We start from the raw sequence: 12,593 nt of genomic DNA, 5'->3' as shown, positions 1-12,593 counted from the left end.
AAATTTTCCCAGTTCCTAGTCTTTATTCCCTACTTGTCTTTACCCAGTTCGGTAAGTAGCCGCTGAATCACAGATGCATCTTCGGCGTCGGGAACTTTTGCTAAATAATTTTGTAAGTCGTCTACGGCTTGGGGGTAGTAACCGAGTTGATAGTAGATCAAGCCGCGATCGCGCAATTCTAAGGTTAAACCAGGAAACAACAACAAAATTCGTTCGACTGCTGCCAGCGTTTTTTCTAACTCTTGCTGTTTGAGGTAAATAAATTTTAAATTTGTCAACATCCGGGCCAAAAATTGCCGATTACTAACTACAGCCAAAAATTCTGGTTGTAGCGTCACAGGTTGCTGATAAAGTTGAGATAGGCGTTCTTCGCAATCTTGGGTAAATATTATTTCACCACCATCGAAAGCATCCACAAAAATCTCTATATCAGGAATATCTGGGCGGATCAGGAAATGTCCTGGCATACCTATACCGACCATCGGAAAATCAATACGTCGAGCAACTTCCAGGTAAACCAGCGCTAAGGTAATGGGAATCCCTAATCGGCGATCAATTACATCATTGATAAAGCTGTTACGGGGATCGTAATAGTTAATTTTATTACCAGAAAATTTTAAATCATCGTAGAGATACTGATTAATAGTTTGAACTATTCGCAAAGGATAACGTGAATCAGGCAGGCGTTCTTGAAGCTCCCATGCCATTGTATCAAGGGCGTTGAGATATTCCTCTGGGTCTAACTTGGGATATTCTTCTTGTGCAATGTACAAAGCTGCCTTTGCTAGGTCAATTTGCTCGTCAGACTGCTGAATCTCCTGGTAAAAATATTGTCGTGCTGACGAGAAGTTCATAGGCTATTGCTCGGTGTAAGTGTGAGGATGAAGCCGCAGGTACGCCCAATTCAAGCATCGCGGCTTGGCTAAAAACTGTTTTTGTATCTATCTTTCTTTATCTTATGGATATTCAGAAGTTTTGGAAATGTAGTTTATGGATAGCTTTATATATCTATTACTAACTAACTTTTAGTAAATGCTGCCTTGGTGATGTATTTTATGGGCTGTAACCACGCAAAATATATGACGTAATACAAATATGCATTATTTTAAGACCAAAGTTTAGATATCAAAATATCTGCTTTTTGCCTGCAAGTGTAAATATTTAGGGAAGTTAGAATAATAGTATGTTTTGATACAGTATAGGAAAATTAGGGCGATCGCATTTGAAAAATGAAATTAAGATAAACTTGAGCGTATTCTGTCAATCTGGTCAGGATCGGGACTACAACCCCAACCACCAAACTCCTTTTTAAGGAATTACTAAGAGAGTTATGTCCCCGTCCGATGCTAGAGTGAAAGGTGACATTTCTTATTCTTATGTCTTCTCCGACCTTATCTGAAATCTAGCTTCACTCATTAGGCGCAGCATGGTCACAACCGCAGAAAAAACAAACATTGGCTACATTACCCAAATCATTGGCCCAGTTGTAGACGTTAAATTTCCCGGCGGGAAATTGCCACAAATCTACAACGCTTTGAAAATCGTTGGCACCAACGAAGCTGGACAGGAAATCAACATCACCGTTGAAGTACAGCAACTGCTGGGCGACAACCAAGTGCGGACTGTTGCGATGAGTTCCACCGAAGGCTTAGTGCGCGGTTTTGAAGTCACCGATACAGGCGCTCCCATTAACGTGCCAGTTGGTAAAGCCACTTTGGGTCGAATTTTTAACGTCCTTGGCGAACCTGTGGACAACAAAGGCCCTGTAAATGCTGAGGCAAGTTTACCCATCCACCGCTCTGCTCCCAAATTCACCGACCTGGAAACCAAACCTTCCGTGTTCGAGACTGGGATTAAAGTTGTTGACCTTCTGACTCCCTATCGACGCGGCGGTAAGATTGGTCTATTCGGCGGTGCTGGTGTTGGTAAGACCGTAATCATGATGGAATTGATTAACAACATCGCTACTCAGCATGGTGGAGTATCCGTATTTGCTGGCGTGGGTGAACGTACCCGTGAAGGCAATGACCTTTACAACGAAATGATTGAATCTGGGGTTATCAACAAAGACAACCTCAACGAATCAAAAATTGCTCTAGTTTACGGTCAAATGAACGAACCACCCGGAGCAAGAATGCGGGTTGGTCTTTCAGGATTGACAGTAGCAGAATACTTCCGCGATGTGAACAAGCAGGATGTGCTGTTGTTTATTGACAACATTTTCCGGTTTGTACAAGCAGGTTCGGAAGTATCGGCGTTACTCGGTCGGATGCCTTCAGCGGTGGGATATCAGCCCACATTGGGAACCGACGTAGGTGAACTGCAAGAGCGGATTACCTCGACTACCGAGGGTTCGATTACCTCCATTCAAGCAGTGTACGTACCAGCGGATGACCTCACCGACCCCGCACCTGCTACCACCTTCGCCCACTTAGACGGAACTACAGTACTATCTCGTGGTTTGGCTGCTAAGGGAATTTATCCCGCAGTTGACCCCCTTGGTTCAACTTCCACCATGCTTCAGCCCAATATTGTCGGTGACGAACACTACAATACGGCGCGGGCGGTGCAATCAACTCTGCAACGTTATAAAGAACTCCAAGACATTATCGCCATTCTCGGTCTAGATGAATTGTCTGAAGAAGACCGTCTGATCGTAGCGCGGGCGCGGAAAGTTGAGCGTTTCTTGTCTCAGCCGTTCTTTGTGGCAGAAGTATTCACCGGTTCTCCTGGTAAGTACGTGAAGTTGGAAGATACCATCAAAGGGTTCCAAAAAATTCTGTCTGGTGAGTTAGATGCTCTGCCAGAACAGGCTTTCTACTTGGTTGGCGATATTAACGAAGCGATCGCTAAAGCTGACAAAATCAAAGGTTAGTCATTAGTCATTGGTCATTGGTCATTGGTCACTGGTCATTAGTCATTGGTCATTAGTCATTAGTTCAAGGCTAATGACTAATGGCAATTACAAATGACAAAGCGCAAAGTCTGAGCGCCGACTTCCGGCGTTGGCGCAGCCCGCCGTAGGCATCAGAACTTTGTAAGAGAGGACAAAAGACAAAAGACAAAGGACAAAAGACAAAGGACAAAGGACAAAAGACAAATGACATTAACCGTTCGTGTAATTTCCCCAGATAAAACAGTCTGGGATGCCCCGGCTGAAGAAGTAGTTTTGCCTAGCACCACTGGTCAACTAGGTATCCTCACTGGACACGCACCCCTTTTAACCGCTCTGGATACTGGTGTAATGCGAGTTCGCGCCGCTAAAAATCAGAATTGGGAAGCGATCGCCCTTTTGGGTGGCTTTGCCGAAGTCGAAGAAAATGAAGTGACAATTCTGGTTAACGGCGCTGAACGTGGCGACAAAATTAACCTTGATGAAGCTCGTACTGCTTACAACCAAGCAGAAACACGTCTAAGTCAAGTTTCCGCAGACGATCGCCAAGCCCAAATTCAGGCAAACCAAGCCTTCAAACGCGCCCGCGCTCGGTTTCAAGCGGCTGGCGGTTCGGTCTAATTTAACTTTCTATTTCAACTTTGTAGGTTGGGTAATGTCCAACCTACAAATTATTTATGAAGAACTCAGGAGTCAGGAGTCAGAAATCAGTATTAATTATGTATGGGTGCTAAAACTTTCTCCGTAAATGGATGGAGTATTCTGAATCCTGAATTCTGAATTCTGAATTCTTGTTTATTAAATTTTAAAAAAATTACGTCAAGTTTAAGAAATCGAGGCAAGCCTTAGTGAAGTGTTAACTTAGCTAATTAGTTGCCCAGATGGGCACAGATTATGAAAAGCCTTTCATCTTTGCTTGGTACTCGTAAACAAAATAAGGTAGCTCGTTTTGCAGCATCGATCGTAGCAACCTTAGCGATGGCTTCGCCAACGTCTTTGACGATCGCTGAAAGTATTCACTCTGCCAATGCCACGCCTGTAAAAACAACTACTGCATCAGTCCAGCTAAATCAGACCAAACCAAATATTGCTCAGTTACAAATTAGCAGGACTCAATATCAAGCTGCTGGAATTAATCCTGTTGTAGTGGTTCCAATTCTACTTGTGGGCGGTTTAGTTATATTTGTACCCTTATTCTTTGGCGGACTTGTAGTAATTGGCGAACGTGAAGTCGGTATTGTAGTTAGAAAATTTACCCTTTCCGGGCGCGGACTCCCTGCCGGCAGTTTGATTGCCCTCAACGGCGAAGCTGGCTTGCAGGCAGATACTTTAGCTCCTGGTTGGCATTGGGGTTATTGGCCTTGGCAGTATTCTGTAAAAAAAGAGCCAGTGGTTGTCGTCCCCCAAGGAGAAATCGCTTTGATTGTGGCAGCAGATGGTCAACCCAACCCACCAGAGCGGATTTTGGGTAAAATTGTCAGTTGCGACAACTTCCAAGATGCTCGAAAATTCCTCACCGAAGGCGGTGAAAAAGGGCGGCAAATGGGTTTTCTCACCGCAGGTACGTACCGGATCAATACCGCCCTGTTTAAAGCGATCGTGGCAGCAAATGCCAGCGCTCATGGCATGACACCAGAACAGTTGCGGGTGTACAGTCTGGCATCGGACAAAGTTGGCATCGTTACTACCTTAGATGGTGTGCCAATTTCTGCCGGCGAACTTGCAGGCCCCATAATTGAGGGACACGACAACTTCCAAAATGGTCAGAAATTTATTAATGGCGGTGGGCGGCGGGGCTTACAAGAGCAAACCTTGCTTTCTGGTTCTTGGAACTTAAACCCTTGGTTTGTCCAGGTTGAACAAGTGCCGATGACGGAAATTCCCATTGGGTATGTGGGTGTGGTAATTTCTTTTGTGGGTAAGGCACATCAAGATGTCAGTGGTGCAGCTTTCACCCACGGGAACTTGGTGAATCCTGGACATAAGGGCGTGTGGGTCGAACCGCTATATCCTGGTAAGCACCCGATTAATTCCCGGATCATGAAGATGGAACTGGTGCCAACGACCAACATTGTCTTAAATTGGTCAGATCGCACCGAACGCCACAGCTATGATGCTCAACTGGCTTCCTTGACAGTGCGATCGCGAGATGGGTTTGCTTTTGATTTGGAAGTAGCGCAAATTATCCATGTGGGTGCTTTAGATGCTCCGAAGGTAATTTCTCGCGTTGGTGCAATGCAAAATCTGGTAGACCATGTATTAGAACCAACTATCGGTAATTATTTCCGCAACTCAGCCCAAGACTATACTGTACTAGACTTTCTTACCGCTCGGAGTGAACGACAATCTGAGGCTGCTGAGTATATTAAAACAGCATTGCGGGCTTATGACGTGCAAGCGATCGACACCCTGATTGGTGATATTCAGCCACCAGCATCGTTGATGCAGACACAGACAGACCGGAAAATTGCTGAAGAAGAACGCAAGACTTATGAAGTCCAGCAGATGGCGCAAACCCAACGGCAGCAGCTTGTCCGAGAAACGGCACTGGCTAATATCCAGCAAGAAATGGTGAAATCAGAGCAGAGTGTGCATATTGCTGAACTAAAAGCTCAAGCCCAAATCAAAGAGGCGAACGGTGAAGCTGAGGGGACAAAACTCCGGGCAATTGCTGAGGCTGAAGGTATACGGGCCACAGGTAACGCCAAAGCTGAAACCTACCGCGCTGGTGTGGAAGCCTTGGGTTCACAAGGTTATACAGCAATGCAACTAATGCAGATTATCGGCGATCGCAATGTCCGCTTGATTCCAGATGTCTTAGTTGGCAGTAATGGCAGCAATAACGGCTTAGTGGATGGGCTACTATCCATGATTTTATGGAATCAAACTGGTAAAGGTGAATTGACACCAACACCTTTGCATCCACAACCAGTAACCAAAGCACAACCAACCCCAGAAAACGGTCATCCACCGATAGTTGTGAATTTTCCTGTAGATAAGTAACATCAGGAAGATCAGGTAGGGGCATAACATTGTTGTGCCCTTACAAAAAACAACGATAGTATCTTATTGTGGGCAAAATGCCCACCTTGTAGGTAAATTTTGCTTTTACAAGAACGTTATCGTTTAATCAAGCACATTGGTAAAGGGGGATTCTGTAAAACCTTCCTCGCTGTAGATGAGGGTGAGTTTCCTCCAATTCCTTGCGTCGTTCAAGAATTATCGCAATACGAGACTTTTATTACTTTTGAGCAAAAGGCGCAACAACTAGAAAAATTAGGGAAGCATCCCCAAATTCCCGCATTACTAAATTATTTTCAGCAAGATGGGCATTTCTATTTAGTGCAAGAGTTTATTGTAGGCACTAATTTAGCTCAGGTGGTTGAAGAAGAAGGCGCTTTTAATGAAACTCAGATTTGGCAACTTTTAGAAGATGTGTTGCCAGTTTTTCAGTTGATGAGCGATCGCCACATCATCCACCGCGATATTAAACCCCAAAATATCATCCGTAGATCCCCAATTACCAAGAAGGGGGATTTCGTCATAGTCGATTTTACCACTGCGAAAATCGTCACAGAAATCGATCGGCTAACATCTGAAACCAGTATCGGTAATCCAGAATACGCTGCACCAGAGCAAGTGAAGGGAAAAGCGGTTTTTGCTAGTGACTTATATAGCTTGGGTGTAACTTGTATTTACTTACTTACCCAAATTCCTCCCTTTGATTTATTTGATATTGCCAATAATTGTTGGGTTTGGCAACAATATCTTACGACCAAAGTTAGCGATGTCTGGCGACAAGACTCAAAGAGTCTACGCTTGGCCCAAATCCTCGACAAGCTGCTGCAAAATGCTGTTAACCGTCGCTTTCAATCAGCTGATGAAGTTATGCAAGCAATGGGTATAGAATGTAAAACTCAAAATTTTAAATTACCAAATCCTCCTTGGCGATGTTTACATACCTTAACTGAGCATTCTGGGACATTTAGTAGTGTGAATGCCCTTGCCATTAGTCCTGACGGTTACACTTTAGCCAGCGCTAGTGATGACAAAAACATCAAATTGTGGGATTTAAATACTAAAAAAGTCCTAGCTAGCTTGTCAGGACATTCCCAAGCTGTAAAATCAGTTACCTTCAGTCCTAATGGTCAAATTCTGGCAACTGCTAGCAATGATAAAACTATCAAATTGTGGCAGGTTGAAACATTAGAGGAAATCTGCACCCTCTTGGGACACGCACAGGCTGTAAAATCAGTTGCTTTCAGTCCAGATGGGCAGATTCTCGCTAGTGGTAGCTGGGATAAGACAATCAAACTCTGGGATGTCAATACTGGCAGAGAAATTTGCACCATAGCTGGACACCAATTAAAGATAAATTCAGTAGCATTTAGTCCCCAAGGACAGCTTTTAGCCAGCGCTAGTTATGACAGAACGATTCGCCTGTGGCAATTGAGAGCATTTGGAGGCTTTGAGGAAAAATTTGAAAACCGCCCATGCTATAGCTTGTTAAGCACCCTTTCAGGTCATGCATGGGCGGTTTTGACAGTCGCTTTTAGTCCTGATGGTCAAATTTTGGCGACGGGTAGTGATGATAACACTATTAAGTTGTGGGAGGTAAACACTGGTCGGCTAATTTGCACGCTTGTAGGCCATTCTTGGTCTGTGGTGGCTGTGGCTTTTACTGCCGATGGCGAAACGCTCCTAAGTGCAAGTTGCGACAAAACAGTTAAACTTTGGAGGGTAAGCACAGCAGAAGAGATTGTTACTCTCTCTGGTCATGTAGACTCAGTATCTGCTGTTGCTGTGAGCAAAGTTACACAATTAATTGCAAGCGGCAGCCGGGACAAGACTATCAAACTGTGGCAGCTTGTAGAACAGGACAATAGCTAATTTTGTAATATCAAGCGCTACCTGTAAAGGCAACTTCTGGAAATTTCAACTGAGCTTCTGCCATTGGACGGTTTCTGCCTTCCTCTTGCCAATAGTTAATCACTTCTGTTGCTTTGTTAAGCAACTCAACACGATCCAGATCGGTAATCCAATGTTTGGACTCTAATTCCTTTTTTAACTCTTCCCAGGCATCATTTCTGGGCCAAAAAAAGTACTTAGTCAAGGGACTGGTGCCTTTGCCTACAACTTGGTCGACTGCGAGAGCAACGTTCTCGTCTAACCACAAAATTTTCAAAATAAACTTGGTCAATCACACCTCCGGGAATTTCCGGGCATTATTTAACTAGGATAGCGATCGCTTATTTTAACGCAATACCTTATCAAATGACCAAACTGTAATTAGATTGGGCTAGCATAAGGTATAGTCGGCGCTAACTAAAGAGGCTTATGACTGCCCAACTGCCCCAATCTCAAACAACATCTGGTTCAGATTTGTATGAGCAAGACTTTTACCTGTGGATTCAAACCACGGCAGAACTGCTCAAACAAGGTCGGCTCACAGAACTGGATTTAGAGAATTTGATTGAAGAAATTGAAACGATGGGCAGGAGTGAAAAGAAAGCACTGAGAAGCAATTTGGAAGTGCTGCTGATGCATCTATTGAAGTATAAATATCAAGCCGAAAAGCGCTCTGGTAGTTGGCGAGCAACAATTCGTGAGCATCGAAAACTCCTCAGACAAGCTCTAGAAGAAAGTCCTAGCCTTAAACCCTATTTTGATGAAGTTTTCGGGCTGTGTTATGACGATGCTAGACTCTTGGCTGCTGATGAAACGGAATTGCATTTGGCTACCTTCCCGGAACACTCTCCCTTCACGCCAGAGCAAGCCCTTAACCCCGATTTTTTACCTGAGCCATAATCACACCCTGATTTAGAAAATTTTGCTGTTAATTTTGAATTCGGAGCGAAGCGACGTGACTGCCCAATTGCCCCAATCTCAAACAACATCTGGTTCAGATTTATATGAGCAAGACTTTTACCTGTGGATTCAAACCACAGCAGAACTGCTCAAACAAGGTCGGCTCACAGAACTGGATTTAGAGAATTTAATTGAAGAAATTGAAACGATGGGCAGAAATGAAAAGCGGTCATTGGAGAGCAATCTGGAAGTCTTGCTGATGCATCTGCTCAAATATCAAATTCAAACTGAAAGACGGTCAAAAAGTTGGCAGTACACAATTCTGGAACACCGCAGGCGAGTCCAAAAGGCACTTCAGGAAAGTCCGAGTTTGAAACCTTACTTTGAGCAAGTTTTCGATGAAAGCTATCAAACCGCTAGACGACTGGCTGTGATTGAAACTGGATTAGCGATCGCTATCTTCCCCGAACAATCTCCTTTCACGCCAGAGCAAGCCCTCGACCCCAATTTTTTACCTGAGTTATGATCTCACGTTTTATGATGATTTAAAACTCTTTTGCTTCCTACCCCATGACCCCACAAACTTCTACAAAGGCGATCGCTATTTTCGATATTGATGGCGTTGTACGCGATGTTAGCGGTTCCTATCGTCGTGCGATCGCAGATACCGTAGAATATTTTACCACCCAAGCATATCGTCCAACCCCGCTAGATATTGACCAACTGAAGTCTGAAGGCGTGTGGAACAACGATTGGGAAGCATCGCAGGAATTAATTTACCGTTATTTTGAAAGCCAAGGACAGAGCCGCGAACAACTGCAATTAGATTACAGTGCGATCGTTGCTTTTTTTCAATCGCGTTACCGCGGCCTAGATCCAAACAATTTTACAGGGTATATCTGTAATGAACCTTTATTATTACAACCTAGCTATTTAGAACAACTTACTCAAGCTGGGATTGCTTGGGGATTTTTTAGCGGTGCAACTCGTGCTTCTGCGAACTATGTCTTAGAAAAACGCTTGGGTTTGGAATCTCCGGTGTTGATTGCGATGGAAGATGCACCAGGTAAACCAGACCCCACCGGACTTTTCGCTACAGTTCGTGAATTAGATAATGGAATTGAGCAAAAATTAGCGATCGTGTATGTGGGAGATACGGTAGCAGATATGTATACCGTCGAGAAAGCGCGGGGTCTAGATTCTTCTCATACTTGGATTGGTGTAGGAGTTTTACCTCCCCACGTACAGGAAACAGCAGCGCGTAGTCATGCTTATGGTGAGACACTAATAGCAGCAGGAGCAGCAGTAGTTTTGCGTAATGTCCAAGAATTGACTCCAAGGCAGATTCAAGAATTGGTGAGTTCATCTGCTTGATCTGTGGTCTAAGATTAATCAAGCTAGGGGTGCATGAATAACTGGCTGATAACAATCTTGCTTTAATCATTGGGAGATTAATAAAAATGTCTGCACTTAAACTTCCTAACGGCCCTCAAACTCACCCTTGGGTACAAACGTATCAGTGGCTAACTAATCCCTTAGAATACATGGAAGACTGTGCTAAAAGCTATGGTGATATCTTCACTCTCCGAATTGGCCCAGTTTTTACGCCTCAAGTATTCATTAGCAATCCTCAAGCGATTCAGCAGATTTTTACGACAGATCCCAAACAGTTAGATTCTGGTGCAGCAGCAGGTTCAGGAACCCCTTTATTGGGGCAAAATTCTCTACTATCCTTAGAAGGAAAAACTCACCAACGCCAGCGTAAACTGCTGACACCTCCTTTACATGGGGAAAGAATGCAAGCTTATGGTGATTTAATTGGCGAGATTACCAAGCAAGTAACTAGCGAGTGGCCTATCGGGGAAACCTTTACAGTCTTATCATCTATGCAAGAAATCTCCTTTGAGGTGATTTTGAAGGCTGTATTTGGTCTAAAGGACGGACTTCGTTATGAAAAACTCAAAGAAATCCTAATTGCTATCCTGAATCCAAAAAGACCTATTTTGCGGGCAATATTCCTCCTGTTCCCATTATTACGGCAGGATTTAGGGCCTCGCAGTCCTTGGGGAAGTTATCTACGTTTGCGGCAGGAAATGGACGATCTCATCTATGCTGAAATTCAAGAAAGGCGATCGCTTGCTGACCAGTCTCGAAGTGATATTCTGTCTTTAATGATGGCGGCTCGTGATGAAGCAGGTGAGCCGATGACAGACATAGAATTACGTGATGAATTGATGACTTTGTTGATTGCAGGTCATGAAACTACCGCTAGTTCCTTAGCATGGGCACTGTATTGGATTCATCATCAACCTGAAGTCCGTGAAAAACTGGTGCAAGAATTGGATAGCCTGGGTGAGAAAAAAGACCCGAACGCCATTTTCCGATTACCCTATTTGAATGCAGTTTGTTCGGAAACAATGCGCCTGTATCCGGTGGCGATGTTGGGATTAAATCGATTGGTTAAATCGCCTCTAGAAATTGCAGGCTACAAATTTGACTCTGGGACTATATTAGTTCCTTGTATTTATTTGAGCCATCATCGAGAAGATTTATACCCCAATTCCAAGCAGTTTAGGCCAGATCGTTTTCTAGAAAGACAATTTACTCCAGCTGAATTTTTGCCCTTTGGTGGCGGGAATCGTCGCTGTATTGGCATGGCATTTGCCCTGTTTGAAATGAAACTGGTATTGGCAACTATACTATCTGATTGGCAAATGAAACTAGCTGATACAAAGCCAGTACTGCCAGTTCGCAAAAGCTTCCTGTTAGCACCAGGCGGTGGTGTACCAATGGTGGTAACTGGAAAGCGTCAGCAAAATCAGCGAGTTCTTGAGACTAACTCAGTGTAAAAACTTGCACAATTAGGTAGGAGCGATCGTTTCGCTTCCCCTGTTATTTACCTGCTAATTACTGGATTTTCAAGAACTTATCCAAAGCAGTAACTAGGCTGGGAGGCCAACGGCGGATATTTTTTACCCAGTCGATATCCTTGTAGCGGTTATCAAGTCCATAAGCTGCTACCCAGTTGCTTTCGGCTTCACCTTGTTCTCCATTTACCCAATATGCAGCTGTGAGGGCGGCACGCACATCAGCAAATTTGGAGTATTTACGGGCGATATTTCGCATTTCACGGATTGCTTGCTCTTTTTGACCGATTTCATACAAAGCCAAGGCGTAGTTAGCACGGGCGAAGGCAAAATTTGGGGCTATCTCATTAGATTTTTTATAGTCTGCGATCGCCGAATCCCATTTTCCTAAACCTGTTTTGGCATTTCCGCGATTGTTATACGCCATCGCATCATTAGGATCGAGTTCTAAGACATGATTATAATCTGCGATCGCATCTTCCCATTTTCCCATCCCTTCCAACGCCGCGCCCCGATTTAAATATGGATCGGTGACATTTGGTGCTAGTTCTATGGCTTTGTTATAATCTGCCAGCGCCTCTTGTAACTTATTCTGACTCACCCGCGAATTTCCCCGGTTACTCCACGCCCCTGCATTAGTGGGAAATTGCTCAATAATCTTTGTCCAGTAAGTTTCAGCTGTAGCAAAATCACCTTGATTCGTTGCTATAAACGCTTGATTGGCCCACTCATCGCCTTGTTTTAACTGTTCTTCAGTAATAGGCGCTTGAGATTGTGCCATGACTGGCGCACCCCAGCCAAACAGAATTAACAAACTGAGAAAAATACTAATCAACTTAATCATCTAGGTTTACCTGTTTATCTTGAAGATGGGGAGTGGGGAGTGGGGAATGGAGTTCAAAGACTCATCGTCGAGTATTAAAGACTCATTAACGGAGTTCAAAGACTCATTCACGAGTATCAAAGACTCGTCGTCGAGTATCAAAGACTCATTCACGAGTATCAAAGACTCATTCACGAGTATT

11 protein-coding genes are annotated in these 12,593 nt (G+C 44.0%); 8 read left to right on the top strand and 3 right to left on the bottom strand.

Annotated elements, in window-relative coordinates; translation table 11 throughout:
- Nucleotides 1-29: 29 nt before the first annotated feature.
- Nucleotides 30-854, bottom strand: coding sequence for a SirB1 family protein (locus RM049_RS03970; RefSeq protein ID WP_322703242.1), 825 nt, complete (start codon nt 852-854; stop codon nt 30-32).
- A gap of 572 nt (nt 855-1,426) precedes the next feature.
- Between RM049_RS03970 and atpD the strand changes: the two genes are divergently transcribed.
- The 4 genes from atpD (at nt 1,427) to RM049_RS03950 (ending at nt 7,783) form a co-directional block, all read left to right on the top strand.
- Nucleotides 1,427-2,875: a F0F1 ATP synthase subunit beta gene (atpD, locus tag RM049_RS03965; protein WP_322670030.1), complete on the top strand. Its 1,449-nt coding sequence runs from the start codon at nt 1,427-1,429 to the stop codon at nt 2,873-2,875.
- Nucleotides 2,876-3,100: 225 nt separating this feature from the next.
- Nucleotides 3,101-3,514, top strand: a complete 414-nt coding sequence (gene atpC / locus RM049_RS03960; RefSeq protein ID WP_322703241.1) for an ATP synthase F1 subunit epsilon — start codon at nt 3,101-3,103, stop codon at nt 3,512-3,514.
- A 273-nt stretch (nt 3,515-3,787) separates the two neighbouring features.
- Nucleotides 3,788-5,896 (top strand): flotillin family protein, encoded by a 2,109-nt coding sequence (locus RM049_RS03955; protein WP_322703240.1) that lies wholly within the window; start codon nt 3,788-3,790, stop codon nt 5,894-5,896.
- A 99-nt stretch (nt 5,897-5,995) separates the two neighbouring features.
- The gene (locus RM049_RS03950; protein WP_322703239.1) at nt 5,996-7,783 is read left to right on the top strand and encodes a serine/threonine-protein kinase; all 1,788 of its coding nucleotides are present in this window, start codon (nt 5,996-5,998) and stop codon (nt 7,781-7,783) included.
- A 10-nt stretch (nt 7,784-7,793) separates the two neighbouring features.
- Here the strand turns inward: RM049_RS03950 and RM049_RS03945 are convergent, their stop codons facing one another.
- On the bottom strand, nt 7,794-8,093 hold the full coding sequence (locus tag RM049_RS03945; protein WP_094333099.1) for a 30S ribosomal protein PSRP-3: 300 nt from the start codon (nt 8,091-8,093) through the stop codon (nt 7,794-7,796).
- A gap of 137 nt (nt 8,094-8,230) precedes the next feature.
- Here RM049_RS03945 and RM049_RS03940 point away from each other — a divergent pair, with 137 nt between their 5' ends.
- The 4 genes from RM049_RS03940 to RM049_RS03925 all read left to right on the top strand — a co-directional run bounded on the left by RM049_RS03940 (nt 8,231) and on the right by RM049_RS03925 (nt 11,550).
- The gene (locus RM049_RS03940; RefSeq protein WP_322703238.1) at nt 8,231-8,701 is read left to right on the top strand and encodes a DUF29 domain-containing protein; all 471 of its coding nucleotides are present in this window, start codon (nt 8,231-8,233) and stop codon (nt 8,699-8,701) included.
- 55 nt (nt 8,702-8,756) lie between these two features.
- The gene (locus tag RM049_RS03935; protein ID WP_322682390.1) at nt 8,757-9,227 is read left to right on the top strand and encodes a DUF29 domain-containing protein; all 471 of its coding nucleotides are present in this window, start codon (nt 8,757-8,759) and stop codon (nt 9,225-9,227) included.
- A gap of 44 nt (nt 9,228-9,271) precedes the next feature.
- Entirely contained in the window at nt 9,272-10,075 is an 804-nt protein-coding gene (locus RM049_RS03930; protein ID WP_322703237.1) for a TIGR01548 family HAD-type hydrolase, read from the top strand.
- 86 nt (nt 10,076-10,161) lie between these two features.
- Nucleotides 10,162-11,550 carry a cytochrome P450 gene (locus RM049_RS03925; protein WP_322703236.1) on the top strand — a complete coding sequence of 463 codons (1,389 nt, stop codon included), beginning with the start codon at nt 10,162-10,164 and terminating at the stop codon, nt 11,548-11,550.
- A gap of 58 nt (nt 11,551-11,608) precedes the next feature.
- Here the strand turns inward: RM049_RS03925 and RM049_RS03920 are convergent, their stop codons facing one another.
- A complete protein-coding gene (locus RM049_RS03920) occupies nt 11,609-12,412 on the bottom strand; it encodes a tetratricopeptide repeat protein (protein WP_322703235.1) in 804 nt (267 codons plus the stop codon).
- Nucleotides 12,413-12,593: the final 181 nt, after the last annotated feature.

Source organism: Nostoc sp. DedQUE04 (genome assembly GCF_034530995.1).
GTDB lineage: Bacteria > Cyanobacteriota > Cyanobacteriia > Cyanobacteriales > Nostocaceae > Nostoc.
Note: the sequence above shows the minus strand (reverse complement) of the source record. Positions and strands in the feature narration are given on the sequence as shown.

Excerpts from the sequence above, each read along its gene's own strand:
- RM049_RS03970 (WP_322703242.1), bottom strand. The coding sequence starts at position 854 with ATGAACTTCTCGTCAGCACGACAATATTTTTACCAGGAGATTCAGCAG.
- RM049_RS03940 (WP_322703238.1), top strand. The coding sequence starts at position 8,231 with ATGACTGCCCAACTGCCCCAATCTCAAACAACATCTGGTTCAGATTTG.
- RM049_RS03920 (WP_322703235.1), bottom strand. The coding sequence starts at position 12,412 with ATGATTAAGTTGATTAGTATTTTTCTCAGTTTGTTAATTCTGTTTGGC.
- RM049_RS03925 (WP_322703236.1), top strand. The coding sequence starts at position 10,162 with ATGTCTGCACTTAAACTTCCTAACGGCCCTCAAACTCACCCTTGGGTA.
- atpC (WP_322703241.1), top strand. The coding sequence starts at position 3,101 with ATGACATTAACCGTTCGTGTAATTTCCCCAGATAAAACAGTCTGGGAT.
- RM049_RS03955 (WP_322703240.1), top strand. The coding sequence starts at position 3,788 with ATGAAAAGCCTTTCATCTTTGCTTGGTACTCGTAAACAAAATAAGGTA.
- RM049_RS03930 (WP_322703237.1), top strand. The coding sequence starts at position 9,272 with ATGACCCCACAAACTTCTACAAAGGCGATCGCTATTTTCGATATTGAT.
- atpD (WP_322670030.1), top strand. The coding sequence starts at position 1,427 with ATGGTCACAACCGCAGAAAAAACAAACATTGGCTACATTACCCAAATC.